At 61.1% G+C, this 24,260-nt stretch carries 21 protein-coding genes and 2 pseudogenes; 3 read left to right on the top strand and 20 right to left on the bottom strand.

The annotated features are described in order from the left end of the window. Positions 1-2: 2 nt before the first annotated feature. Positions 3-1,289, top strand: coding sequence for a TRAP transporter large permease (locus ACSSV4_RS20240; protein ID WP_454276895.1), 1,287 nt, complete (start codon positions 3-5; stop codon positions 1,287-1,289). Positions 1,290-1,307: 18 nt separating this feature from the next. On the opposite strand, the gene ACSSV4_RS20235 is transcribed toward ACSSV4_RS20240, so the two are convergent. From ACSSV4_RS20235 to ACSSV4_RS20205, 7 genes are read right to left on the bottom strand one after another with little or no spacing between them, the layout of a single operon-like run. Then, positions 1,308-1,814, bottom strand: a complete 507-nt coding sequence (locus ACSSV4_RS20235) for a hypothetical protein (protein ID WP_454276894.1) — start codon at positions 1,812-1,814, stop codon at positions 1,308-1,310. Then, positions 1,807-4,659 (bottom strand): 2Fe-2S iron-sulfur cluster-binding protein, encoded by a 2,853-nt coding sequence (locus ACSSV4_RS20230; RefSeq protein ID WP_454276893.1) that lies wholly within the window; start codon positions 4,657-4,659, stop codon positions 1,807-1,809. The genes ACSSV4_RS20235 and ACSSV4_RS20230 overlap by 8 nt, the downstream gene beginning before the upstream one ends. Next, the gene (locus tag ACSSV4_RS20225) at positions 4,656-4,922 is read right to left on the bottom strand and encodes a sarcosine oxidase subunit delta (RefSeq protein ID WP_454276892.1); all 267 of its coding nucleotides are present in this window, start codon (positions 4,920-4,922) and stop codon (positions 4,656-4,658) included. The genes ACSSV4_RS20230 and ACSSV4_RS20225 overlap by 4 nt, the downstream gene beginning before the upstream one ends. Positions 4,923-4,935: 13 nt before the next feature. Further along, a complete protein-coding gene (locus ACSSV4_RS20220) occupies positions 4,936-6,186 on the bottom strand; it encodes a sarcosine oxidase subunit beta family protein (RefSeq protein ID WP_454276891.1) in 1,251 nt (416 codons plus the stop codon). Then, the gene (locus ACSSV4_RS20215; RefSeq protein ID WP_454276890.1) at positions 6,183-6,845 is read right to left on the bottom strand and encodes a TetR/AcrR family transcriptional regulator; all 663 of its coding nucleotides are present in this window, start codon (positions 6,843-6,845) and stop codon (positions 6,183-6,185) included. The genes ACSSV4_RS20220 and ACSSV4_RS20215 overlap by 4 nt, the downstream gene beginning before the upstream one ends. A gap of 7 nt (positions 6,846-6,852) precedes the next feature. Continuing rightward, positions 6,853-8,406 carry a trimethylamine methyltransferase family protein gene (locus ACSSV4_RS20210; RefSeq protein WP_454276889.1) on the bottom strand — a complete coding sequence of 518 codons (1,554 nt, stop codon included), beginning with the start codon at positions 8,404-8,406 and terminating at the stop codon, positions 6,853-6,855. Then, positions 8,403-10,811 (bottom strand): GcvT family protein, encoded by a 2,409-nt coding sequence (locus ACSSV4_RS20205; protein ID WP_454276888.1) that lies wholly within the window; start codon positions 10,809-10,811, stop codon positions 8,403-8,405. Before ACSSV4_RS20205 ends, ACSSV4_RS20210 begins: the two co-directional genes overlap by 4 nt. 137 nt (positions 10,812-10,948) lie before the next feature. On the opposite strand from ACSSV4_RS20205, the pseudogene ACSSV4_RS20200 reads away from it, so the two are divergent. Beyond that, positions 10,949-11,077 (top strand): annotated as a pseudogene (locus ACSSV4_RS20200) (transposase); the annotation flags it as partial. Between the two features lie 248 nt (positions 11,078-11,325). Here the strand turns inward: ACSSV4_RS20200 and ACSSV4_RS20195 are convergent. The 10 genes and pseudogenes from ACSSV4_RS20195 to ACSSV4_RS20150 all read right to left on the bottom strand — a co-directional run. Continuing rightward, positions 11,326-11,844: pseudogene (locus tag ACSSV4_RS20195) on the bottom strand (IS110 family transposase); the annotation flags it as partial. A 137-nt stretch (positions 11,845-11,981) separates the two neighbouring features. Next, positions 11,982-12,476, bottom strand: a complete 495-nt coding sequence (locus tag ACSSV4_RS20190; RefSeq protein WP_454276887.1) for a type II toxin-antitoxin system YhaV family toxin — start codon at positions 12,474-12,476, stop codon at positions 11,982-11,984. Then, complete coding sequence (locus ACSSV4_RS20185) at positions 12,473-12,799, bottom strand: type II toxin-antitoxin system PrlF family antitoxin (RefSeq protein ID WP_036562940.1); 327 nt, start codon at positions 12,797-12,799, stop codon at positions 12,473-12,475. The genes ACSSV4_RS20190 and ACSSV4_RS20185 overlap by 4 nt, the downstream gene beginning before the upstream one ends. Before the next feature lie 124 nt (positions 12,800-12,923). Further along, the gene (locus ACSSV4_RS20180) at positions 12,924-13,577 is read right to left on the bottom strand and encodes a DUF6927 domain-containing protein (RefSeq protein WP_454276886.1); all 654 of its coding nucleotides are present in this window, start codon (positions 13,575-13,577) and stop codon (positions 12,924-12,926) included. Positions 13,578-13,678: 101 nt separating this feature from the next. After that, positions 13,679-14,272 carry a regulator gene (locus ACSSV4_RS20175; RefSeq protein ID WP_092765105.1) on the bottom strand — a complete coding sequence of 198 codons (594 nt, stop codon included), beginning with the start codon at positions 14,270-14,272 and terminating at the stop codon, positions 13,679-13,681. A gap of 74 nt (positions 14,273-14,346) precedes the next feature. After that, positions 14,347-16,329, bottom strand: a complete 1,983-nt coding sequence (locus ACSSV4_RS20170) for a ParB/RepB/Spo0J family partition protein (RefSeq protein WP_454276885.1) — start codon at positions 16,327-16,329, stop codon at positions 14,347-14,349. Between the two features lie 151 nt (positions 16,330-16,480). After that, positions 16,481-16,870, bottom strand: coding sequence for a DUF3768 domain-containing protein (locus ACSSV4_RS20165; RefSeq protein ID WP_454276884.1), 390 nt, complete (start codon positions 16,868-16,870; stop codon positions 16,481-16,483). Between the two features lie 87 nt (positions 16,871-16,957). Continuing rightward, the gene (locus tag ACSSV4_RS20160) at positions 16,958-17,167 is read right to left on the bottom strand and encodes a DUF6330 family protein (RefSeq protein ID WP_107817801.1); all 210 of its coding nucleotides are present in this window, start codon (positions 17,165-17,167) and stop codon (positions 16,958-16,960) included. Between the two features lie 23 nt (positions 17,168-17,190). Beyond that, entirely contained in the window at positions 17,191-18,129 is a 939-nt protein-coding gene (locus ACSSV4_RS20155; RefSeq protein WP_107817800.1) for an ArdC family protein, read from the bottom strand. A gap of 40 nt (positions 18,130-18,169) precedes the next feature. Beyond that, positions 18,170-18,655, bottom strand: coding sequence for a hypothetical protein (locus ACSSV4_RS20150; protein ID WP_454276883.1), 486 nt, complete (start codon positions 18,653-18,655; stop codon positions 18,170-18,172). A gap of 277 nt (positions 18,656-18,932) precedes the next feature. Between ACSSV4_RS20150 and ACSSV4_RS20145 the strand changes: the two genes are divergently transcribed. Beyond that, positions 18,933-20,141, top strand: coding sequence for a Fic family protein (locus ACSSV4_RS20145; protein WP_454276882.1), 1,209 nt, complete (start codon positions 18,933-18,935; stop codon positions 20,139-20,141). A gap of 229 nt (positions 20,142-20,370) precedes the next feature. Here ACSSV4_RS20145 and repC read toward each other — a convergent pair whose 3' ends face one another. The 3 genes from repC to repA form a co-directional block, all read right to left on the bottom strand. Next, entirely contained in the window at positions 20,371-21,426 is a 1,056-nt protein-coding gene (repC, locus tag ACSSV4_RS20140) for a plasmid replication protein RepC (protein WP_111368832.1), read from the bottom strand. Between the two features lie 238 nt (positions 21,427-21,664). Then, complete coding sequence (repB, locus tag ACSSV4_RS20135) at positions 21,665-22,648, bottom strand: plasmid partitioning protein RepB (protein ID WP_111368829.1); 984 nt, start codon at positions 22,646-22,648, stop codon at positions 21,665-21,667. Next, positions 22,633-23,832, bottom strand: coding sequence for a plasmid partitioning protein RepA (gene repA / locus ACSSV4_RS20130; RefSeq protein WP_111368827.1), 1,200 nt, complete (start codon positions 23,830-23,832; stop codon positions 22,633-22,635). The genes repB and repA overlap by 16 nt, the downstream gene beginning before the upstream one ends. Positions 23,833-24,260: the final 428 nt, after the last annotated feature.

The following is a 24,260-nucleotide window of genomic DNA, read 5'->3' as shown; positions in this document are numbered from 1 at the left end:
AGATGTATGCTCTGATCGCCCTTCCTTTGCTAATCATCCTGATGGGGTTGGGGCTTCCTGTCGCCTGGTCCTTCGCGGGTGTGCTTGCCTATCTGACCTGGGTGTATGACGCGAACCTGAACACGCTGATGCTGCAAGGGTTCCGCTCTCTCAATTCGGTGGTCCTGCTGGCATTGCCACTGTTCATCCTGACCGGCTACCTGATGCAGTCCGGCGGTATCGCTCAAAGGATCATCGCCTTCGTCAGCCGGCTTGCCACCGGGCGGGGCGGCATGGGCACCGCAATGGTGCTGTCCTCCAGCATTTTCGGCGCGATTTCCGGCACGGCAACGGCGGCGATCGCCTCGATCGGCTCCATAATGACCGATCCGCTGGTCGAACGCGGCTACCCTCGCGGGCGGATCGCCGCATTGCTCGGGATTTCGTCGCTGCTGGGCATCCTGATCCCCCCGTCGATCACCATGATCCTCTTCGCCGTGGTGACGCGTCAATCGGTGGCAGCGTGCTTTGCCGCCACGATTGGCCCGGCGATCATCCTCATTATCGGGCTGATCCTGTATAACCGGTTTCTGGTCGGGCGGGCCTTTGACGAGGTCGAGGCCCCGGAACCGGGCAGCGGCGAGAGTTTCGGCCGCGTGACGCTCAAGGCGCTGCCTGCCTTGTCGCTTCCCATCATCATCCTGGGCGGCATCTACGGCGGTATCTTCACCCCGACAGAAGCCGCCGCCGTCGCCGTCGTGGCCGCCCTTGTCGTGGGCGGGGTGATCTATCGCGAGTTCACTTGGCGCAGTCTCGGGCGCAGCGTGGTTCAGGCCGCCGAGACCACGGGTTCGATTATCCTGATCCTTCTGTTTTCCTTCATGATTTCGCGCATCCTGTCGTTCGAGCGGATTCCACAGGAAATGACCGAGGCAATTCAGTCTGTCATCACCAACCCCATCGGCGTGCTTCTCATGGTCAATCTCGTGTTGATCATCGCCGGGGCCTTGATGGACGATGTGTCGGTCACGGTCGTGATCGCCCCCTTGTTCCTGCCGCTGATGGTTGCCAACCAGATTGACCCGGTGCATTTCGCGGCGATCGTGGCCTGTTCGGTCGTGATCGGCGCGAACAGCCCGCCAGTGGCTCCCACGCTGTTCCTGTCATGCAAGATTTGCCGGGTTCCAATCCTGCAAGCTGTCGCTCCGGCATTCGGGCTGATCGGGTTCGTGGCCCTGCCGGTGATGCTGCTGACGACCTTCTGGCCGGATCTGTCGCTGACAATTCCGCGTCTGCTCGACCTTATGTAGAGCTCAGGTTGTCCGGGGTTACGCCCCGGACAACAGGCCGAGCCGCGTCCAGACTTCCGCGGCATCCGGGCCCGGCACCCAGACACGCACCGCGTCCCCGGAGCGCGCCACGAGACAGGCTTTCTCGGCAAACAGAGTCATGGCCGAGGGCGAGCCCGCCTGCGCAGACATGCAACTGCCCAGAAACGTGCCGTCCGCGTCCCCCGCGATGTCGATCATCACATACAGATCGTCCGCCGGGCTGAGGGCGTAACTGCCGTGCCAGCCTGCCTCGGCACCCAGCGGCTCGGGCGTGCAAAGCAGAGCCCGGTCCCGCGCGATGCGCAGGGCAAAACTCCCGGTTGCGGGAAGCTCCGCCAACAGCCCGATCATCGGGGCACCCTTTGCCAGCGCGGATATCGCCGCTTCCAGATCGCCGGAGACAAAGGCCGCGCCGCCGGGCGGCAAGCAGCTCAGGACAAGCCCCCCGGCCTCAATCCTGTTGCCGGGAGCCGGGGAGGGGTTGCTCCAGTCACGTTCACGCATTCAATCTCTCCCATTCCGGATCGAGCGCGCAGCTGCGGCAGACCCTGGCGCGGCCGGTTTCGCCCATGTGGAACGTGCCGACCTCGCCGCCGATCTGTGCGCGCCCGTTTTCCAGCAGCGCCAGCGCCACGGGGCGGTTCAGTGTCGGGCTGAAATAGCTCGATGTGACGAAGCCGAGCGAGCGCCGCTCTTCGCCGAGCGGGACGAGATGCGCCCCTGTCGGCAAGGGCGTATCGCCATCAATCTCAAGACCCACGAGCTGCCGCCGGTTATCGGCCGTCGCCTCGGGCGTGAACAGCGACCGGCGGCCGAGATACTCGTCCGTCCGTTTGTCACGCGGACCGCCCCATCCCAGATCGTGCGGCATGGTCAAACCGTCCGTGTCCTTGCCGACAAGGATGAACCCCTTTTCGGCCCGCAGGATCATCACGGCTTCCATGCCGATCCACCTGCCGTCGACCTCGGTGCGGGCCGCGTCGAGCGCCCGATGCAGCGCCGCGCCATGGCGGGCAGGCACGGTGAGTTCATAGGAGCGGTCACCGGTAAAGCTGACCCTTGCGACGCGCAGTGCATGATCGTTCCAGTCGGTTTCCATGACTGACATATGCGCCATGACATCATCGTCGAATATCTGCTCCGGCAACCCGGCCGCTTTCAGCAGATCGCGGGACCTGGGCCCGGTCACCGACAAGGTGACGAACCCGGCAGTGACATCATGAATAAAGCTGCGCGACGGATCGAAAACGTCCTGTCGCACTTCTTCAAGGATCATCCGCACGCTGGCCGCATGCGAGGATGACGCAGAAACGATGAACCGATCCTCGGCCAGGCGGAATACCACGCCGTCATCATGCACGATGCCGGATTCGCCGAGGATGAACCCGTAGCGCGCGCGCCCCGGTTTCAGGGTCGAAAGACGGACATAGCCGCAGTAATCCAACAGCTCCGCCGCGCCGGGGCCGATCACCTCGATCTTGCCCAGTGGCGAGGCGTCGTAGATCCCTGCGGTTTCGCGGGCGGCCCGCGCCTCGGCCTGCGCAAGGTCGGCCTCGTCTTCTGGCCCATAGGCCGATGGGCGCAGCCAGCCGCCATATTCCCGGAAACCGGCGGAGTGCCCCCGGTGTTCATCTTCCAGCGCCAGCCGCCTGGGCGCATTGAACAGCGCGCCGCGCCGCGGGCCTGCAATCACCCCGAGCGGCACGGGTGCGAAGGGCGGGCGGTATGTCGTGGTGCCGGTTTCGGGAATGCTGCGGCCAGTGAGTTCCGACATGGCCGCCAGCCCGGCAAAGTTGGAATTGCGTCCCTGATCGGTTGCCATGCCAAGCGTTGTGTAGCGCTTTAGGTGCTCGACCGAACGATAACCCTCCTGCTCGGCGAGCTTCACGTCTTTCAGAGTCACGTCATTCTGCGGGTCGATCCATTGCCGCCCGGGCAGGGCCGGATCAGGGCGCATCGCGGCGAGCTGCCAGTTTCCGGCCGGGGCCTGCGGAGCATTGCCCTCGCCGCCACCTGCAAGATGGCCTTGCGCCAGGGCTTCGGCCAGGCCGAACGCGCCATTGGCGGCCCCGGCAACGCGCAGTTTCGACGTGCCCGGGCGCGGCACGAGCGAGTCCGATCCGGCATCCCAATCCAGCTTGCCACCGGCCTGACAATGCAGATGCACAGACGGCGTATACCCGCCCGAAACCAGCACCGTATCAGCCTCGTGGCGCCAACCATTCACGACGACAGAGCGCACGGCGCGCTTGCCCTCGGCCCGCGTCAGCTTTGCGGAGGTCAGATGATGCACGCCGTCCGGCGGGGGCGGCGGTGTTTCGCGCGCATCGGCAAGCGTTACCGCACAGCCCGCACGCGCCAGGGCCTCGGCCACCGGATAGCTGGCGTCACTGCCTGTCGCCAGAACGATTTTCCGGCCCGCAACCGCGCCGTAAAGCGCCAAGTAATGCAGCGCGGCCTCTGCCGACATGACGCCCGGCAGATCGTTATTGGCAAACCATAGTGGGCGCTCGATCGCGCCAGCGGCCAGAACGATATCCCCGGCACGAATGCGCCAGTGCCGATCAGGCGCGCCGGTGCGACGCTCCCAGGCTGCGAAGAGGTTGTGATCGAACGCGCCCCAGAGGGTCGTTTCGGTCAGGATACGCCCCCCGGCGGTCTGAACCGCATCGGATGTTTCACGCAGGAAGTCGCGCCAGTCCTTTCCGTCGATCTCGCCACCCCGCCAGCGCAGGCTGCCGCCCGGTTCGGCGGCCTCATCCACAAGCCAGACCTTTCGTCCCGCCAGCGCAGCGGCCCGCGCCGCCGCCAGCCCCGCAGGCCCCGCGCCTATGACCAGCAGATCACAAGCGGCATTGACCTGTGGGCCATCGGCCGGGGGCCGGTGCCCGCTATCGAGCCGCCCAAGCCCGGCCATCCTGCGGATCATCGGCTCCCACCGCATCCAGCCGAAAGCCATGAAGGTCTTGTAATAGAACCCGCCGGGCAGGAACCGGTTTAGACGGTCGAGGATGGCACCCCGGTCGCGCAGGGCATCCGGCGCCGTATTCACCGAGCCGAGCGCCATGCCGTCGCGCAAGCTTTCCGTGGTTGCGCGGGTGTTCGGGGTGGTTCGGCCGTTCTCGGTGACATCGAAGATGGCGTTCGGCTCTTCGCCTCCCAACCCCCATAGCCCGCGCGGGCGGTGATACTTGAAGCTGCGCCCCAATACCTGCGTCCCCGAAGCCAGCAGGGCCGAGGCAAGGGTATCCCCGGCAAAGCCCGAGAGCGGTTTGCCATCGAAGCTGAAGGAACGCGGGGAATTTCGATCAATCGCATCCCCAGCTTTGTCGTGACGCCATCCGCTCATTCGTTTCGCCCCGGCAATGCTGTGCTGTCCAGAATGTCACGGCTCACCGTGTCCCGGGTCATCAGGAAGAACTCACCGCATGTCATGTGAACCCAGACCTCGGAGGATGGGCCGCGCGGCGCGTCGTTCATGTAAAGGTAATCCGCCCAGTCGGTATCCGAGGTCTCTTCTGCCGGTTCCGGGCGGTGCTTGCCCGCCTCGGCGGCAAAGTGAAACTCGGTCTCCTCTCGCGGACCACAGAAGGGACAGGTGAAAATCTGCATATCGGCTCTCCTGTCAGTGGGCGATGCCCGATCCCGCCGCTTCGTCGATGAGGCGGCCCCGGGCAAAACGATCAAGATCGAAGGGGCGGCTGATCTCGTGATGCTGCCCCTTTGCAAGAAGATGCGCGAGCAGCCACCCGCCTGCCGGGATGGCCTTGAACCCGCCGGTGCCCCAGCCGCAATTCAGGTAGAGCCCCTCGGGGCCGGCTGGGCCGATCACGGGGGAGCTGTCGGGCACCACATCGACGACGCCGGCCCATTGTCTGAGCAGCTTGAGCTGCGCAAAGGCCGGGAACATTTCTAAGAGCCCGGACAGCACGGTTTCCTGAGATGGCAGGTTGCCGCGCTGCCCGTGGGTCGGCACACGGTCGAGCCCGCCGCCGATCACCAGCTCGCCCTTGTCCGATTGCGATACATAGGTCCCCGTGCCCAGATAGAGCAGGACGATATCCAGCATCGGTTTGACCGGCTCGGAGACGAAAGCTTGCAAGGCGTAGTTATGTATCGGCAAACGCACCCCGGCCATGGCCGCGAGGCCGGGCGTTGCCCCCGCTGCCGCGAGGCCGACGCGATCGGCCCGGATCGTTCCCATGTCGGTTTCGACGCCGGTGATCCTGCCGCCCTCGATCAACAGGTCGGTGACGGTGCAGCCCTCGATGATATCCACGCCCATGTCGCTGGCACCACGGGCATACCCCCAGGCCACGGCATCATGGCGTGCCACACCGGCGCGTGACTGCCAGACACCGCCCATGCAGTTGTAGCGCGCATCGGCCGTTTGATTCAGCAGCGGGGCCCGGAGCAGGGCTTCCTCGGCACCCATCAGTTGGCCATCGACACCGTTGATCTGCATCGCATTGGCGATGCGTGTGCAGATTTCCATCTGCATCGGCGTATGCGCCGCAATCAGCATCCCCCGTTGGCTGAGCATGACGTTGAAGTTCAGCTCCTTTGACAGCCCTTCGTAGAGCTTCAGCGCGAGGTCATAGAGGGCCACGCTCTCCGGGTAGAAATAGTTCGAGCGCACCGCGGTCGTGTTCCGGCCCGTATTGCCGCCTCCGATCCAGCCCTTTTCCAGCACGGCGACCCGGCGCATACCGTGGTTCCTGGCCAGGTAATAGGCCGTGGCCAGACCGTGCCCGCCTCCACCGACGATGATCGCATCATAGGCCTCTCGCGGCTTGGCCTTGCGCCATGCCGGGCGCCATCCGCGGTGGGCGCGAAGCCCCTCGGTGGCCAGTGAAAAGGCGGAATAACGCTTCATGATTGCTCCACGGTTCGGGCAAATTCGATAAAGGAGTCGATCTCCTGTTGAGAGGGCTCGACCCCGGTGAAACATTTCAGGTAGCCCTCGACCCGCGATACACGTGTCGCGAGCGTCTCGGACAGTTCCAGTGCGTAATAGCCGATCTGCTGGTAATAGAGGACGCGGGCCCGGATATCGGCATCTTCGGGGCTGTAACCGAACCGTTCGAACATCCGCGTGAGCGCCTGATGGCGTATCTCGTCGCTGCGCGCGATGACCTGGCTCACCCTGGCATCGCGCCGCGCCCATTCCCGCACGGCGAAATCGAGACGGTAATCGAACCCGTCCGGCGCGATGATGCAGCGAAAGAAGTTGCACACGGCTTCGGTGATCGTTGCAGCGGACATCTCGGTGTAGCGCACCACAACATCCGTGTTCTTGCGCTTCCACTCTGCAAGCAACTGGTTCAGCAGGTCCTTGCGGCTCTGGAAATACCAGTAGAAGCTTGATCGAGAGACATTCAGCTTCTTTCCCAGCGTCAGGATTTTGACCTCGGACACACCGTGACGCACCAACAGCTCCATCGCCGCCTCCAGCCAGTCATCTCGCGTGACCTTCACGTTGCCGGCACTGGCCGTCTCTTCATTCGTCGAAAGTGTCTGGATCGGTCTTGTCATGGCATCCTCAGCTAACAGGGGCAGCACCGCCCATTGCGCTACGCTTTGCCACATATGCCCTCAGCCGGTCCAGCTTGCCGGGGTCGGCGGTTTTCGGGGCGCGATGATCCTCGACGATGTGTTTCCAGATGCCGACAGCCCGTTCCGACGCGCTCAGAGCGCCGCGCTCGCTCCATGTGCCATAGTTCGACAAATCCGCGACAAACGGTTGGTAGAACTCGGTCTGATATCGCTGCATGGTGTGCGCGGAACCGAAGAAATGTCCGCCCGGCGGCACTTCGTTTAGCGCATCGCGGGCAATGTCATCCTCTCCCGCAGTGGTCGGTGCGCAGAGTTCGGCCATCATCTGCACCGCTTCCAGATCGGTGATTAGCTTCTCGAACGACACCGTCAGCCCACCCTCCAGCCAGCCCGCCGAATGGACGACCATCGTGGCACCGGCCAACAGGCAGCCCCACAGACCAAACTGCGTTTCATGCGCGCCCTGTGCGTCGTTGACATTTGCCGCCGATCCGCTGGCACAGCGCCACGGCAGGCCAAGATGCCGGGCCAACTGTCCTGCCCCGAGCGAGGCCTTGAAATGTTCGGGCGTTCCAAAAGCGGGTGCGCCCGATTTCATGTCGACATTCGAGGTGAACGTGCCATAGCAAACCGGCGCCCCCGGCCCGGCAAGCTGGGCAAGCGTGATCGCCCCGAGGGCCTCGGCATGGCCGAGGGTCAGCGCACCGGCCACGGTGATCGGTGCCATCGCTCCCATCAGCGTAAAGGGCGTCACGACGGACATCTGCCCGTAGCGGGCGAAATCTATCAGCCCCTGCGCCATCGGTATGTCGATCTGGCGCGGGGAATTGGTGTTGATGATGGTGTAGCAATGTGGCTCCGCCGCCAATCCGTCATCCGACAGACCGCGGAAATCGCGCAGCATTTCAAAGCTTTCCGTCACCTGCGGCGTGCCCCGCGCAAAGACAAAGGGCAGTTTGTCCGTCAGTCCCAGTTGCCCTTGCATCGTGAAGTAGTGGCGCAATTCGGGCGCAACGTCCTGCGGCTCGACAAGGGGCGGGATCATGTGCAGCACATCGAAATGATCCGTCAGCTTGAGCAGATCGAGAAAATCCTGCCCCGTCGCCGTTCGCCGCCCGCGTTCATGATCGGTTGCATAGGGCGCTCCTGCACCCGGAAGAAAGGCCAGATTGCCCAATTCCAGCGTCACATCGCGCGCGGGCGCGCCGGCGCGGCAATGGATCGAGCGCGGGGCCTTCGCCAGTGCCGCCTCGACGATTTCGCGCCCGATATGAACCATTTCGGTCTCATCGTCGATACGCGCCCCGGCCGCGCGAAAAAGCGCACGCGCCTCGGGCAGCAGAACCTTGACCCCCAGCTCTTCCAGCACCGAAAGCGCCTCGGTATGGATCGCTTCGACCTCGTCCTGCGAGAACACGGTTTGCAGCGTGAACGGGTTGCGCAACTGGTTGTAGTTCACCACGCGCGCCGAACGGCCCCCGGCGGCGCTGCTGCGCCGCCGCCGCCCGCGCCGGTCCTTTTCGCCCGCCGTGCGTCTCATCCGCGCATCGCCTTGCCCTGCGGGTCATAAGGCGACGGGGCGATGACCCGCGCCGCGCGCTCCTGGCCAACGATATGGGTGGTCAGTTCGGTCCCCTCGGCGGCGCTGTCGCGGTCCAGCATCGCCATCGCCATCGACTTGCCAACGGTGTGGCCATAGCCTCCAGAGGTGATGAACCCGACGCGCCTGCCGTCTTTCCAGACCGGCTCGAACCCGCTGGCGTCGGCGTCATCGGCATCGACTTCGAGCGTGACGATCAACTCGCTCGGCTCCCCGCCGTCGCGCTCGGCCAAGGCGGCCGCGCGGCCAACGAAATCGCCTTTGTCCCAGTCGATCCAACGGTCCATGCCCGTCTGCGCCGGAGTATAGCCCTGGGTGAACTCCGCCGACCAGATACCGAAGGATTTTTCCAGTCGCAGCGACAGCAGCGCATTGAAGCCGACTTCGCGCAGCCCCAGTTCGGCCCCGGCTTCCAGGAGCATCTTGCGCAGCGTGATATGTTCCAGTGCCGAGCAGTGGATTTCAAAGCCCGCCTCACCGGAAACCGACAACCGCCCGACTTTGGCCCGGATCAACCCGAAATCAAACGTTCCGCAACCCATGAAGGGCAACTGGTCAAGTGGCCCGTCGGTCAATTGTTTCAACACCTCGAGGCTGTTGGGACCCGCAATGCCGAAGCCCACGGTCGCATCCGATATATCGCGGATGGCAACGCCATCCTTCATGTGGTCCTCGAACCAGCGCATGTGCCACTCACGCAGATAATACGACCCCATGATCCAATAGCTGCCGTCGCCCCAGTTCATGATCGTCAGGTCGCCCTTGAGCTTGCCAGTCTCGCTCAGCATCGGGGCAAGCCGTGCGCGCCCTGGATCGGGCAGCGTCGAGGCCATGATCCAGTTCAGCCAGCCTTCCGCCTCGGGGCCTGTCACCTCGAATCGCGAGAAGCCGGAAATATCCAGAAGCCCGGCCGCCTCGCGCACTGCCTTGCATTCCTGTGCAACGATCGGGAACGCGTTCGAGCGTTTCAGCGTGGGCGTTTCCTCGAACTCGGGTGTCGGAGCGAAGTAGAGCGGCAGTTCCAGGCCATAGCTCGCCCCCCAGCGGGCGCCGGCGGCGGACATGTCGGAATAGCTCGGTGAGACCTTCATCGGGCGTCCGGCGGGCAGCTGCTCGTTGGGGTAGGTCATCACGAAACGCCGGGTATAGAACTGGCCCGTGGTTTCCTTGATATACTGCTTGTTCTCGGCAAAATCGCCATAGCGGGCGACATCCATGCCGAACACATCCGCCTCCGGTTCGCCATGGATCATCCATTCCGCCAGGCTCTTTCCGACGCCCCCACCTTGCAGGAACCCTGCCATGACGGCGCAGGCGCACCAATAGCCCGGCTTGCCGCGCACCGGGCCGACAAGCGGATTGCCATCCGGTGAGAAAGTAAAGGCCCCGTTGACCCAGGTTTTCACGCCGACATGCTGCAAGGCAGGATAACGTTCGAACCCAAGGATCAGCTCTTTCTCGATCCGATCCGGGTCTTCCTGCTGCAATTCGAACCCGTATTCCCAGGGCGCGCCGTCCATCATCCAATGTTCGTGATCGACCTCGTAGATCCCCAGCAGGATCCCTTTCTGGTCCTGACGCATGTAGGTGAACCCCTCAAGATCCACGACCAGCGGCAATTCCTTGTCCAGTTCGGCGACCTCGGGGATCGTGTCAGAAATCAGATAATGGTGGTTGAGCGGGGATACCGGCAGTTCGATTCCGGCCATGCGGCCGACCTGCTTGGCCCACAAGCCCGCGGCATTGACCACATGCTCGGCCTGGATCGTTCCCTTCTCGGTGACGACTTCCCAGCCGTCTCTGGTCTGGTTCAACTCCAGCACACGATTGTGCTCGATAACCTCGGCCCCGTATTTCTTGGCTGCACCGGCATAGGCATGGACCGTGCCTGTCGTGTCGATATAACCCTCGCGCTCGGCCCACATGCCTCCCAGGATGCCGTGTGGCGACATGATCGGGCACAGGTCCGCAGCCTCTTCAGGGGTGATCAGATGCACATCTTCAATGCCGATGGACTGGAACGTGCGATAAGCCGATTGCAGCCATTCCCAACGGTCGGGCGTGCCAGCGAGCGTCATGCCGCCCGTCATGTGCATACCGACCGACTGTCCGCTTTCCTCTTCGATCTCGGAAAGCAGGTCTATCGTGTAGGCTTGCAGGGACGCAATGTTTGGGTCCGCATTCAGGGCATGGAAACCGCCAGCCGCATGCCAGCTCGACCCGGCGGTCAGAACCGACCGTTCAACGAGGCAGACATCCGTCCATCCCATTTTTGCAAGATGATAGAGGACGGATGCCCCAACGACACCGCCCCCGATAACCACAACGCGATAATGCGATTTCATAGTGCCCCCCTTACTTCGCTTATGGCACGATGGTAGAGCTATTGGACAGTTATGTCCACTGTCCGTTGTCAGAGTTTTTACGCCAAGTGGTGGCCTGGTCTAAGAAAGGGTAAGGCTCATCTGGTTGGTCCGATTACGCCGCGGATTTGCAGTCAGGCATCCTCGACAACCTTGCCACGCACCGCAACGTTGAGGTTGCAGAGGCGCTGCGGCAGGCCGGGTGCTGGTTCCTCTACCTGCCGCCATACTCCCCGGACCTGAACCCCTGTATGGTTGGCTCCTGCTTGGCAAGGGTTTTGTGAACTTTCGACGACTGGTCGGCTGCGGCCATGTATTCGGCGTCTTTTTGCAGCAGATATGCTGCGCGCCATGATGAATTTTCGCCGGACGTGTGGGTCCCACTCAATCGAACGCGCTTCAACGTCGCTTGGAGTTCATCGGGATGTCCCGTTTCGTCCTCTCCGTCAGTTCGCCATCACCTCACGTTGCGCCTCACCATTCCTTCAGACCGCTCTCAGGCGGGCATGACCCTGACCTGCGGTCTGTAGCTGGTTCCATCGCGCAGAAGCGCATAGATCATCCGCGCCATGCGGTTCGCCAATGCGATCGCGACGACCCTGGTCTCCTTGGTCGCCAGTTTCCGCGCCAGCCAGTCCGTTCCCGGGTGGCGGCTCCTGCGCCGGACCATGATTTGCTCCATGGCACCAAGACATAGCAATCTCCGGATGTAACGGTTGCCCATCTTTGAAATGCCGCCGCTTCGTGGCTTCCCGCCGGTCGAATGCTGCTTCGGCGTGAGGCCGAGCCAGGCGGCATAGTCCCGCGCCGAGGAGAAGTTGCCGACATCCGGTGTCGTCGCGGCACTTGCGGTTGCGGTCAGCACGCCCACTCCGGGGATCGATGCCAGTCGCCGGCTCACCTCACTTTGCCTATGGACCTCTTCGATCTCATCGGTCAGTCGGTCGATCCTGTCTTGCGTCTCGGCGAGTTGATAGAACAATACCTGTATCGGCAAACGGGCGGCCTCCGGCAGGGCATCTCAATTGATGCGGTGGATGCCCCCACCCGACGGCATCGAATGTGCCATAACCGTTTCATAGGAACCAACATGAGGGAGGCATCCATGTCAGAGATTAGCATATTGGCGATCGATCTTGCCAAGGGCAGTTTTCAGGTTTGCGGTGTCAAGGCTGATTGCGCAGCTTCTTTCAAGAGCGCGTCGAAATTGTCAGGTGGATTGCCATCTTCCAACATCCCTTTGAACGTCGCATAGGCATCCGTCTTGCTGCCGTAGGCGCGCAGGGTCTTGTCGTCGTTCACCCAGGCCACCACGATGACCTTCGCATCGCTGTTGAACCGATAGAACAGCCGATACTGCTGGAAGAATTTCGCCCGGAACCAGTGCTTGCGGTGATCGCCGAGTGTGCCGCCTTGCCGGAAAGCGGCGGCACCCGGATCTGCAGGTATGGCCTCGGTGACCAGCTTGAAGATGGCGGCCAGCCGTTTCGTCGGGTTTTTCTTGCGCCAGGTCTTTGGATCGCGTGCCTTACGCGCTTCAACTTCCTCGATCAGCCCTTCGAGCTGGTCCAGAAAGAGCGGATGCGCATAAATCGACCATCCGTTTACGACAAGGGGCGCCCCTGCGGGCACGCTATCGCCGCTCATTCATCCTCGAGCGATAGCGGCGCATCGAGATCGACGTCAACGTCTCCGACCAGTGCTGCAAGACGGTCATGCAAAGCCCCATCGAACGCCCGAATGCGGTCCGGATGCGCCTTGATATCGGCCTCGACAAAATCGAGAAAGGCGCCAAGCGCGGGATCATCCTCGTCGCTGCGCACGGGCTCGATATAGACCCTGCCACTCGGCTCGGTGCAGTAGCGAATCTGGTCGCCCTTGCCCAGCTTGAGCTGCTTGCGCACACCCGCCGGCACGGTCGTCTGATACCGATCCGTGAGTTTCGAGACATCTTGTGCGAGCGCTGTCATGGCAGTCTCCTGAAGAAAAGGGGCTTTGCTGCCCGCGATAGGTAATGCATTTGCATTGCCTTGTCAAGACAAGCCGCAGCATCTGCTGTCGCCGGGCAGGTCGATGAGCTGTCCGGCGCAGCACCTATTCTCGCCCCGCTAGGAACTCCGCCAGCACCGGGCTTGCCGCGCCCTTCGCGGAGCTGAGCAGCTCCGAGCCCGCAAGCGAGGCTTTCGAGAGGCGCACGAGCCCACCGGTTTCCTCGATGCGGTAGCACCGGCGTTTTTGCCGCCCGCGCCTGTAGTGGGTCGCGGTGACGATCTGCCAGGTGCTGCCGTCGGTGAGCGTCACCGGTTTTGCGAGCTTGATCTTGTCACCTTCGTCGTAATCCGGGATCGACGCCCAGTCCCGGCATCGCTGGCGCCAGTCCTGGGCATAGCTCTCTGGGTCCCTCAATTCCGAGAGCAGCGCCAGAAGGCTGAGCGGAGCGCGCGACTCGTTCGGGCCAGCGCTTTCCTCCATGTCCTTGTAGCCCCAGCAGCCCTCATCGTATCGGGTAAGGAATACGGCGGCGAAAGTGATCGAGCCGTCAGGATCGGTGACATAGGTCGTGTCTTCGACAGGGGTGCCGTCGAGATTGGTGACCTTTGCCGCCGCATACCAGGTGGAGCCGACCTTACAGGCCTTGACCAGTTCGGTTTTGCGCCTGTCGCCCTCGAAGGTGCAGAGCCGGGCAATTTCCGCTTTCTCATCCGCGTAGGTCTGGACGCGGCGGTCCGTGTAAAACAGCCATCCCATCTCAGAGTCCTTTCTTTCATAAGGGAAAATTCGTATCGCCAATGTCCCGGGAGCGCGCAGCGCGGCAGGGTATTGGCGACGCAATTGCGAGAAAGGGCGCGTTAAGCCGCCCTCCGATCATCGAGTTCCATCAGCGCATCGAGCGGCACGCGGTAGGGCTGCATGGCGTCGAAATCCTCGCAATTGCCGCAGTTCTGCACGATCGCGAAGGTGTCGCAGGCATCCTTGAGAATGACCCGGAAGGTGCCGCCGAGGCCCGAGGGCACCTCGTAGGTCCCGCCGATGAGATAGTCCGAGGCCCGGCGCACGAAGACGCGGATACTGTGGCCATCGGTGGCGAGCCGGATCGCCCCCCGCCCCCGGTCGATGAGCACCTGCACGTCATCCAGGATGTCGGTGTAGAATTGGCCGGTCAGATCGCGAAACGCCATGCGGCGCTGCGCCATCCAGTCGGTGTCCCGAAACGGGTTCATGCCGTCGGCGAAGGCGAAGGAGGGATCGGCCTGTTCGGTGGTGACGATACGGGTGGTCGTGCCATCGATGCCGTTCGAGCGCAGATGCACACCATTGCCGACGATGAGGATCAGGGCTGGCCTGTCCACGGGCCCGTTCCAGTTGGGCAGGAAGGTTTTGCAGGCGCGCGCATGTGCGATTTGCGCCGCAACAGCGGAGGCAGAGAACTTGAGAATAGCCATGGGGATGTCTTTCCGTTGGGTGTGGGAGGGTCGACCCGCGCAGGCGGAAGGGCTCGCGCGGGTCGCGTGAGAACTCAGGCCGCTTGTGCGACCGCGCTGTCTGGCTCTGGGGTTTCCGCAGTGATCTCAGCCTCATCACAGGCGACGCCGGCGGTCTGCATCATGGGCGGGCACCAGGCGGCCACGGCAGCGCGTTGTGCATCCGTGAGCGTGGCGAAAGGCTCGGTGAAGAGCTTGTCGCAGAAGGCCACAATCTCTTTCTTGCTCGACGAGGCCAGCGTCACCGCCTCCTGGGCCAGACCCAGATCCTCGCCGAGGATTTTCAGGAGCCAGGCCTTCTTGAAGCGGTTGAATAGCGCTGCGCTCGGCGTCCAGTGGGCGCGGATGTCGGGCATGATCTCGATCTCGAAGTCATGCATCAGGCTGTCGCGCCGCGGGTCCCGGGCAAAGCAGGACTGCGTGGTGCTGGCGGTGGCATAGGCCACGAGCTTGGCCTTCTCGCCGGCCTCCAGCGCGCGAAATGCCGCGAACTGATCGGCGGGCGAACGGCTGTCATCGAGCCACGACAGGTCGAGCACATCATGCGCCGCCGCCACCTGCTCAAGCGAGGTCTCGTCGATCTCGTCCATCTTGGCATGGCTGCGGTATTCCTTGCGGGCATCGATCTTGATCGCCTGCGTGACACTCATGCCGCTGGCCAGAACGTCACTGACCAGCTTGAAGAGCGTCAGATCGAGCGTGGCCTCCGGATGCAGCGCCATCGCGGCGCCAAGGGCCATGGCTCGCTCGGTCTTGAGGTCCTCGGCCAGCGAGGCCGGGTAGCTGATCTCGCCGGCGTCCGGGGTTTCTTCCCCGGTCGGGCTAGCCGAGGAGCCGCGCGCGCCCTCCTCTTTGATGGTGTCTTCCGGGCGGACGAGACCAACATGGAGCGTGATCTGCCCACCCTGCCACGACGCGATCACCCCAGACCGCGCGAGGTCCTCGGCGCTGTAGGCCTCCTGCAGGTCGCGGGCTTCCTCTTCCAGAGCGTCCACGCGCTCGTAAAGGGCATTGTAGGCACCGTCCTCGAGCTCCTCATCTTCCATCTCGAGCTGCAATTTCTCAAGCTCGGCGGCGATCTCATCGATGCGCTTCTGCGCAGCCTCATCCGGTTCGATCGGGCCGGGATAGACGCGGCCGTAGTCGGCCATGGTCGCGTAATCATAGCGGACCATCGCATCGGCCCAGGCAAAGCCCAGCCTCATACGCGCCTCTTCGGCAGCGGCACCGAGCTTCTCGAGCAAGATGGTCTCGACCAGAGCGGCATCCTCGAGCACGGAATGCTCTTCCAGAAGGTCAGCGGCGACAGCGCCGCCCCGCGCCTCGTAGTCCGCGCGCACGAAGGCCCCGATATCGTCACTGACCTGCACACCGCGGGATTTGAGCGCCTGACGGACGGTGTAGGCCTGCAGATAGCCGCCGTCTTTCGTGAGCGCCTCGAAGACCTCGCGCTGCGCCTCCTGGCTCGGGTGCTCGGCGAAGGCCTTCATCGTGTCGAGCGTGATCATCTTGCCCCGGGCCGCGGCGCGGATGTCGGGGTGGATCAGGCCATAGCGCAACCGGCCTTTCACGGCCGCCACCGTGGTGCCGAAGGTCTTTGCGATCGTCTCGGGCGTCTGGCCGTCGACCTCCATCATCCGGGCGAAGGCCTCGAATTCGTCGATGGCATTCATCGGTGCCTGGGTGATGTTCTCGGCGAGCGACAGTGCCGTGGTGACGTCGCAGTCTTCCGGCACAAGGCGGCAGTCCACCTTGGTCTTCGCAGTGAACCCCTTGGCGGCCTTGTCGGCAACCAGCTCCTTCAGCGCGGCATGGCGCCGGCCACCGGCGAGGACAGCGTATTTGCCGTCGAGCTTCTGAACCAGGAGAGGCTGGAGCAGGCCCAGAATAGCGATACTGGCCTTCAGATGGGCGATGTTCTCGGGGTCATAGGTTTCCGGCGCGTTGCTGCGCACATTGGCGGGATGCGGGACCAGGTCGCCGATGGCGATGGTGAGAGGGGCAAAGCTTGTGGTCATGGGATATCCTTCCAGGTGGGTGAGGTGTGGCCCGCGCGCGCGCGACCAATCCCCGGCTTCAGGGATCACCACGACAAAAGGCCCACTTTCCCTTTGAGGGGTCAGTGGGCCTTCATCGCGTGGGGTGTCAGGAGGGGAGTCCCCTGCCCTTCTACCAGTCGCGCGCCAGCATGATGGTCAGCACGCGCATGGTGGTGGCGAGATTGTCCGGGGTCTCAGCCCCGTAGCGGAAGTCAGAACCCGCCTCATAGAGATCGATCTTCCAGAACACGGTCTCGTCCCGGATCTCGACCGCCCCGAAATCGTGCCAGCCTTCCGGGTCATTCTCAGGCTCGAATGTGGCAAACTCACCGGTCGCCTTCACCGCCTCGGCCATGAAGCCGTCACCGGCCTCCATAAGCGAGCGGGTGACATGCATGCGGCCCTGGATGGGCTGCGCGGGTGGCACTCCAAGGCACGCGAGCTTGCGAAACGCGTCGTTCTGCGCCGCGATCACACTCGGATCCGGACGGTCTGGCTGGGGGTGTGCGGTGATGGTCATGGGGCATTCCTCTGTGAAGTTGAAACACCCAATCCAAAGCCTGCTTTTTCTTTTCCGCCTGGCGGCAGGACCGAAGCAGAAAGTGCCCTACCCGAACAGCCCCTTGGGTCTGTAATTCGGGTTGGGGATGGTTTCGATCCAGCCGCCTTGGTGCTTGATGGTCTCAAGTGCCGCCGAGAGCGGATAAGCGCCCTCGGACGGGCTCCACCAATAGGCGCCGTGCTTGAAGGTGATGATCTTGCGGCGGCCGTCGTTGAAGCAGGCCACCCGCAGCGTCTTGGGTTCCTTACGTGACATGGGCGTCTCCGTTCTCCCTGTGGTCAGGCGGCCTTGGCTCGGCCCCCTGCCCTGCCCGCCTCCGATCTGGCGATCAGGTAATCACAGGCGCGCTGCGCATCCGCGGCGTGCTTGAAGATCGCACCCTTGTCCGACCGAAGAACGCGCAACCAGTTATGGAGGTAGGCAGCATTCATCTCGAGCGTATGCGCCGTAAAGCCGAGCGTCTGACCCAGGAACACCGAGGTCAATTCCGCGACGATCTCCTCGCGCGCGTAAGAGGTGTTGCCAAACTTCGAGAACCCGAAATCACGGTTCAGTCGATGCCGGGCCTTCGTGGCATGGGCCAGCTCATGGGCCCAGACCCCGTAGAAATTGCGCGGGTCCTGGAACCGCGTGATGGATGGCATGTAGACCTTGTCCACGGGGGGCAAATAGTACGCCTCCGTGCCCGTGAAGACGGTCGTGATGTCGATGGCATCGAAAAACGCCTGCATGTGCGGGATGGGCTCGGACGGCGGATGCTCGGGCGCGGGCTCCGGGTCTGGGAAGAAGCTGTCGGGCAGGCCATCGATCTGGCAGGCATTGAACACGCGGTAGGATTTCTGGAAGCGGAAGATGCGGGCTTCCTCGGAGCGATCATCGCCATCGCTGCGGTCGTCCTCGCCGCCCGCGTCTTTCCGGCTTTGGCCGTAATAGACGACGACAGAGGATTTCTCGCCCTTGCGGACCTTTGCGTCCAACGCATTGGCCTGAGGCAGAGTCATCCAGAAGGGAGAGCTGTGGCCCGCCATCACGGTCCGCATCGTCAGCAGGAAGTTGTTCACCCCCTGGTAGGGTTCGCCGCCCACGCGCAGGGGGCGTGAGCTGCCGCCTGCGGTCCAGGGCTTGCGCCACGGCAGGACGCCGCGCTCGATGATGCGGATGATTTCGTTTGTGATGACCTCGGAGGCATCGAATTTGGTCGTGCGGGATCGGGCCATGGCTGGCCTCCTTTCGAGTTTTGGTGAGAGGGAATGGTGATCAGATTGACTGAAGGGGCCTCGGATCGTTGGCGATCCTGGCACCGAGGGCTTCGACCATGTCGATGTAGACGGTCAGCGAGACGGATCTGCCAGAACCGCAAGGATCAGGGTCGACCGATCCGTCCCGCGCCACCCGCGGCAGTCTCGCGAAGGCAATGACATCGGTGACGGGTCGGATATCGATGAAGGGCGTCCCTCGTGCGACCGCAAGAGTGGCCAAGGGAAAGCGCTCGATCGGCGCGAAGGTCGAAACGGTGGTCCAACCGAGATGGAGGAATGTCCCACCCTCCCCGCAGATCACGTGCGCGTTTGGCAATGACGCCGCCTGCTTCAGATAGCCGAGATCACGCAGGACGGTCTCACGCTCGAGCTGCAGTGCCTGGCCCGTCTGGCCGGTTCGGCGTAGTTCCTTGTGCCGCCACCACGAGGCGGCGGTCGCGCGTAACACGCACAAGACACCTGTTTGCATCGGAATGCCCTTCATCAATAACAGCAGACCGGAATCCGGCCCGGACCCATCTGAGGGACCCCAAAGGCCCTCATCCGTCAGTCACAAAACCCGAAGGACACTTTCTCTTTTTCCGGCCCCTTTGGGCACACAACAAAACCGAAAAGCCCGGCCCTTCTGCCGAAGCCATTGATTTCATGCAGCAATTCTAGGGCGGCAACCAAGATCGGCAACACATATCGGCAAAACCTTGCTTGAAAGTACGAAATGTGTATATTTTTCAATTACTTTGCAAACATAGAAGATCGGCAAAATGCTGGAAACACCCGCCAGGATCGAACCCTGCTTCTTCGAGGAGCATATTCCTACAGAACTGGCAGACCTTTCGGTCGACATCCAGAGGGAAGCTACTGGGCTGGGACAAGGGCTACATCCTGACAGCACAGCCGAGCTTGCCGATCTCGTCCGCGTGATGAACTGCTACTACTCCAACCTGATCGAAGGACACAACACGCGCCCCCGCGACATCGAAAGAGCGCTGGCTGGTGCCGAGCTTGAGGAAGAAACCCGCACTCTCGCCCTTGAAGCCCGGGCGCACGTCATCGTTCAACGGGCCATCGACGAGATGCATCGCAAGGGCACCCTGCCCCGCCCCACATCCGTCGAATTCCTGACTTGGGTCCATAAGAGCTTCTACGACGAGATGCCCGACGAGTTTCGGGTCATCGAACATCCCGACGGCACACAAGAGCCCATCGTTCCGGGGCGTATCCGCCAGGAAGGCGATCGGGAAGTTGCGGTCGGGCGCCACCTACCTCCATCATCGTCGCGCGTTGCGGCGTTCATGGATCACTTCGACAATCGGTTTCAAATTGCGGAGCGGTCTTCGAGCGGACGGATCATCGCGATCGCGTCTGCACATCACCGGGTGAACTACATCCACCCTTTCCCGGATGGTAACGGCCGTGTCAGCAGACTGATGTCTCATGCCATGGCCCTCACAGCGGGGATTGGTGGCCAAGGGCTCTGGTCCGTATCACGTGGGCTGGCCCGCGGGCTGACCGATCGGGGCGAGTACAAACGGATGATGGATCTGGCGGACAGTCCACGCCGCGGAGACCGCGACGGACGGGGGAACCTGTCAGAAGCGGCACTGAAGACGTTCAGTGAATGGTTCCTAAAGGTGACGCTCGATCAGATCATCTTCTCAGCAAGATTGTTCGATCTCGGCGGACTGGACCAACGGTATCGTCGTCTTGTTGCAGATACCATCGATGACAAACGCGCACCCGATTTGATTTCGGCCGTTCTTCGGCATGGAGCACTGGAACGTGGTGACGCGCAGATTGTGCTCAAGACGTCCGAGCGTACGGCACGCAATACGTTGAGCAAACTCACGGCCGCCGGATACCTGACCTCCGCATCTCCGAAGACTCCGGTGCGGTTGGCGTTTCCGTTAGATTATCGAGAGCGGCTCTTTCCAAACCTCTTTGGAGATGGTGACCTGCCGGTGGAGCGCTAGAATTACAACGAGAGAAAACTGATTGTATCCTGCAACGATTGGCGGCTGGAACCACTATGTCCGCTTGGTCTCCAATTTGTCCACCGCGGTGGACATCTTCTGTTCCGAGGTTAGCTGAACGATCGTACATCATCGCTTGGGCCGGTCTCGGGGTGACCTCTTTGTGGTGATCGGAGAGAAGGAGCTGTCATGAGCGTGGTTCCCGGTCAGACGTCCACCGCGGTGGACACTAGGCGAGACTCTTGTTCGTTTTGGACAGGCGCTTAATTAGAGAGACCGGATCAAATTGGGTTTGACGTTGGCCCAGAGTGATACTGTGAAAGTAGGCTCCAAAATCCCTGATGCGTTGTCCTAGCTGTAGCATGATGAAAATCGCGCATGATGCTTTCTGCGTTCCTACAGTCTTTTTTGCTTTCTCGAACGTTTCTGGGTGTATTCCCATCATTGGAGCAAGATTTCGAGCGTGAGCCTCGATGTCCATCCAATCTCGAAGCTTTTCTGTGGCAAATGCGGTCGCCTGGTCACAGACCGAAGTTAGTAATTCTGGTTTAAGTACTTCTTTGCCTACGTTGCTATCTAAATCTTTTTTTTCTTCGTCAGACTTAGATTGATGCCGGGCAGATTGTCCGTCATTGGCGGGCAGTTGCATTGTTTCTGGTGGATCATTCGGGGTGGATAAACTCTGGCATTCTGCGTCCGTGTCGGAGAGCAGTGCGCGGTATTCGGGGAGGCTTAGCTTCCTGCGTAGAGTTTTTCGTGCGTGGTTGATGAATGTGTTGTTGGGATCATGCTCTTCCAAATGGGCGAGCTTTGTGAGGATCTGTTTGCGGACAAATATCCGATCCCGCCGGTTATTCTCCATTTCTTGCGCGATGGTGATAAGCTCGCTCGCACGTTGGAGCAGGGGTGCAAGCGACAATCCATAACTGATGCACTCCCCGCCAGATGAGCGAACGCGGTAGCGCTTTCGGTTCGAGCTGTCATTGCGCTTGATGAATCCGAGTTCGACGAAGCGGTTGATGTGCCTGCGAAGTGTCCGTTCGTCGATGCCGCCAACTCGTTGGCAGATTGAATTGTTCGACGCAAAAACCGTTTCGCCGTGGCCAGGTTTCAAAAAGCTGAGCATTGCTTGAAGGGTCTGGATGTGGCCAGGGCGAAGCCCGAACACGCTGCGCGCGTCTCTCAGGGCCCGGAAGATGGTCCAGATATCGATTTCAGATGCGGGAGTTGAGCCGCATGATGCATCTGCACCAGCAGCCTCGATTGATAGTTTTGTAAATGCCATGATTTGATCACGATGACCGTTTGGCCCACAGCTTCCCTGTCTCCTCCCAAGATTTTATCTGGGAAAAGGCAATAAAAATCGGTTCACCGAATCGGTGACTCTTGACCGGTTTGCTGGAGGTTGCTACATCATGGGTGCAAATCGAATGATGAGGGCTCTCCAGGGGAAACTTTGGGGGGCTCTTTTCTTTCTGGTCTTCGCTTTTCTCCTTTGCTCGGGTTCCTCTATGTGGCTTGGGTTAAGACCCAGAGCCGCTCTCATTCCGCCAAGTATCGAAGAGTTGCAAAAGCGCGGCTTCTGCACGCTCCTCGAGCCACTGGCCGAATTCCGGGTTGTCCTTTTTGGCGATCTTGATGGCGATCGCTTTCTGATCGACAGTCAGCGTTCCGACAGTGTTGCCGCTCTCATTCTTGACGACGGACGTCACGCCGCGACTGGTCGGTTTTTTGTCTGCACGCGCCTTGTGCGAGCAAGCAGAATAGACCGCCTGAAATCTCTCGGGGCTTGGAGTGTCGTCGGGCAGGGCGGCGATCACCTCTTTGGCCGAATTCACCAAGTCTACCTTTCCCGATAGGGCCGCTAAATCACCCCACTGCCGTCTTCCGATGCCATGTGCCGGCCCGATAAGCTGAACAAGCCCATCAGGCAGTTGATCGATAACGACCCGGTGGTTGGACACGCCTTGCCGGGTTAACCCCAAAGCATCCTGAATGACGCCGGGTTTGTACCCAATTTCCTGCATCTCCCTGATAAACAAAGATTTTTCGATGAAAGACGGATCAAGTCGAAGGTTGTTCTCTTGACCCTGTGCGATAAGCGAGGCGTCGTCGTCCAATGTGCGAACGATTGCCTTGACCGTTCCTCCGATCTTGCGGATCGCTGCCAGTCTACGGCGGCCGTAGATGATGCGGTATCTGTCGGGTTGGCCCGATGGGCGGACCATGATCGGCACTTGTTGGCCATGCTTGCGAATGCTCTCGGCAAGCTCGTCGATACTCGTATCTTCCAGCACCAACCGATCGCGAAGGCCATCCATGTCAATCTGATCGGGTTCGATGTCCCGGATCGAATTGGCCGTGATTTCGCGCAAGGAGTCCCGCAAACCGCCAACAGAGCCGGGCAGCTTTGCAGTTTTTTGCAGGGTAGGGGAGGGAGCCGCGCTCTCTTTTTCGTCCTTCGGAGGTTGGTTGAAAATGTTTCTGGCCATCAGCGACGTCCCCATGCCATTTGGATCGTCTGCTCCAGTTCATCGGCAACGCCGTTCACGCTGGTCAGAGCGCGATCAATCGTTTTCCTGATGAACTGGCCGGGATCAACTTCATAGACGGTCTGCTGGGTCATTCCGGCGTCAGAGATTGCGGTAGACTTCAGCATGGGTTCAGTCATGACCTGGCCGGCGAGAATTGATCTCAGGTAGCCAGCCATTTGGGTCTGTGGCCCATCTGACGGCTCATATCTTGTGATCAGGAATTTGACGAAATCCCATGTCACACGGCGTCCAATCGCTTCTTCAACGGCCTTTACCGTTTCTGACGCAAGTTTCAGGAATTGGCTCATGGAAGCGATATCTAGCATGCCTGGCACGACCGTCACCAGGAGCCCTGTAGAGGCCGCCAATGCCGTGAGAGTCAGAAAGCCGAGTTGAGGAGGGCAGTCGATCAGTACGATGTCGTAATTTGCCTCTACCTCCTCGAGTGCCAAGGCGAGGCGCTCCGCAAAAATGGGCTGCATCCGACGGCCGAGCGCGTTTGCTGTCTCGGTTTCGTACTCCGAGAGCATCAAGCCGGCCGGAACCATGTCGAGCTTGTGAAAGTAGGTCTTTTGGATCACGTCAGAGAGCGGAACCTGATCCTCATATCTCAGAGCATCATAGATTGTTCCGCCTTCGGCGAACTCGAGTTCGGGCCGAAAGCCGAAAAATGTGGTCAAACTTGCTTGCGGATCGAGATCCAAGACCAAAACACGGTAGCCGCGCAAGGCGTACCGCTGTGCAAGATGTATCGTCGCTGTTGTTTTTGACGAACCACCTTTGAAATTGACGACAGATAGCACCTGAAGTCGGTCGCCATCGCGTCGACCTGGCCGATAAGATTCGGCATTCTTTCCCGTGCGCTCCAAGATATTGCGCAATTCGTCCACTTCTTGGGCTGTGTAGAACCGGTGCCCGCGGTTATCAGTATGCACTTCCGGGAAGCTACCGTCCTTGTGCCGGTTGCGCAGGTTAGACGTGCTTACGCGCAGGAGACCGGCGACTTCGGTCGAGCTGAAACGCCGCAAGGCTTTACGCTCTTCGGGTTCGAAGGCGATCTTCATCTGCCGATCCAAGGACTCGGCCAGATTGTCGGCAAACGTGCCGATGTCAGAAGAGCCTATGCCTTGCGCATATCCAACGTTACGATCATCCATATCCTGCCGCCCGCTCTTGGCCTCTGTTAAGGCTCTTGATCATTTTGACGACGCACAACGTGTCTGACGCAATTTGCCGTCAGAATGGGAATGCCACGATCCAGCGAGTCCGGCAAGAAGAATCTAGATGTAGTGCAAAAGTTATCCACAGCACCAATTTCAATCAAGCTGTCGGATCTTGGTTAAGATATTGAAATTGATAATGAAAAACTCGATCTAATGGAGTGCCTCTTCGAAAAAAGGGAACGTTACCCGCCGAGAAACAGACTAGGCATTATTGATTGATGGTACCGCTGAATCAGTACGAACCGAATGATTCTTCAATTTTTTTGGACGACAACAGGTTCCGTTGCGATGGCGCATCGGCGCATTTCCGTCGCCGCACCTGCAGGGCGATGGCTTTGCTTGTGGAGCGAGATGGATGTACA

This window comes from Roseovarius sp. MBR-154 (genome assembly GCF_053628595.1).
This window is presented reverse-complemented; position numbering and strand designations above follow the sequence as displayed.

What these genes read in the sequence shown, in the direction of transcription:
- ACSSV4_RS20180 (WP_454276886.1), bottom strand. Translation starts at nt 13,577, where the DNA reads ATGGGATGGCTGTTTTACACGGACCGCCGCGTCCAGACCTACGCGGAT.
- ACSSV4_RS20150 (WP_454276883.1), bottom strand. Translation starts at nt 18,655, where the DNA reads ATGAAGGGCATTCCGATGCAAACAGGTGTCTTGTGCGTGTTACGCGCG.
- ACSSV4_RS20205 (WP_454276888.1), bottom strand. Translation starts at nt 10,811, where the DNA reads ATGAAATCGCATTATCGCGTTGTGGTTATCGGGGGCGGTGTCGTTGGG.
- ACSSV4_RS20145 (WP_454276882.1), top strand. Translation starts at nt 18,933, where the DNA reads ATGCTGGAAACACCCGCCAGGATCGAACCCTGCTTCTTCGAGGAGCAT.
- ACSSV4_RS20240 (WP_454276895.1), top strand. Translation starts at nt 3, where the DNA reads ATGTATGCTCTGATCGCCCTTCCTTTGCTAATCATCCTGATGGGGTTG.
- ACSSV4_RS20230 (WP_454276893.1), bottom strand. Translation starts at nt 4,659, where the DNA reads ATGAGCGGATGGCGTCACGACAAAGCTGGGGATGCGATTGATCGAAAT.
- ACSSV4_RS20220 (WP_454276891.1), bottom strand. Translation starts at nt 6,186, where the DNA reads ATGAAGCGTTATTCCGCCTTTTCACTGGCCACCGAGGGGCTTCGCGCC.
- ACSSV4_RS20185 (WP_036562940.1), bottom strand. Translation starts at nt 12,799, where the DNA reads ATGACAGCGCTCGCACAAGATGTCTCGAAACTCACGGATCGGTATCAG.
- ACSSV4_RS20160 (WP_107817801.1), bottom strand. Translation starts at nt 17,167, where the DNA reads ATGTCACGTAAGGAACCCAAGACGCTGCGGGTGGCCTGCTTCAACGAC.
- ACSSV4_RS20225 (WP_454276892.1), bottom strand. Translation starts at nt 4,922, where the DNA reads ATGCAGATTTTCACCTGTCCCTTCTGTGGTCCGCGAGAGGAGACCGAG.
- ACSSV4_RS20210 (WP_454276889.1), bottom strand. Translation starts at nt 8,406, where the DNA reads ATGAGACGCACGGCGGGCGAAAAGGACCGGCGCGGGCGGCGGCGGCGC.
- repC (WP_111368832.1), bottom strand. Translation starts at nt 21,426, where the DNA reads ATGGCATTTACAAAACTATCAATCGAGGCTGCTGGTGCAGATGCATCA.
- ACSSV4_RS20165 (WP_454276884.1), bottom strand. Translation starts at nt 16,870, where the DNA reads ATGACCATCACCGCACACCCCCAGCCAGACCGTCCGGATCCGAGTGTG.
- ACSSV4_RS20190 (WP_454276887.1), bottom strand. Translation starts at nt 12,476, where the DNA reads ATGAGCGGCGATAGCGTGCCCGCAGGGGCGCCCCTTGTCGTAAACGGA.
- repA (WP_111368827.1), bottom strand. Translation starts at nt 23,832, where the DNA reads ATGGATGATCGTAACGTTGGATATGCGCAAGGCATAGGCTCTTCTGAC.
- ACSSV4_RS20155 (WP_107817800.1), bottom strand. Translation starts at nt 18,129, where the DNA reads ATGGCCCGATCCCGCACGACCAAATTCGATGCCTCCGAGGTCATCACA.
- ACSSV4_RS20215 (WP_454276890.1), bottom strand. Translation starts at nt 6,845, where the DNA reads ATGACAAGACCGATCCAGACACTTTCGACGAATGAAGAGACGGCCAGT.
- ACSSV4_RS20175 (WP_092765105.1), bottom strand. Translation starts at nt 14,272, where the DNA reads ATGGCTATTCTCAAGTTCTCTGCCTCCGCTGTTGCGGCGCAAATCGCA.
- ACSSV4_RS20235 (WP_454276894.1), bottom strand. Translation starts at nt 1,814, where the DNA reads ATGCGTGAACGTGACTGGAGCAACCCCTCCCCGGCTCCCGGCAACAGG.
- ACSSV4_RS20170 (WP_454276885.1), bottom strand. Translation starts at nt 16,329, where the DNA reads ATGACCACAAGCTTTGCCCCTCTCACCATCGCCATCGGCGACCTGGTC.
- repB (WP_111368829.1), bottom strand. Translation starts at nt 22,648, where the DNA reads ATGGGGACGTCGCTGATGGCCAGAAACATTTTCAACCAACCTCCGAAG.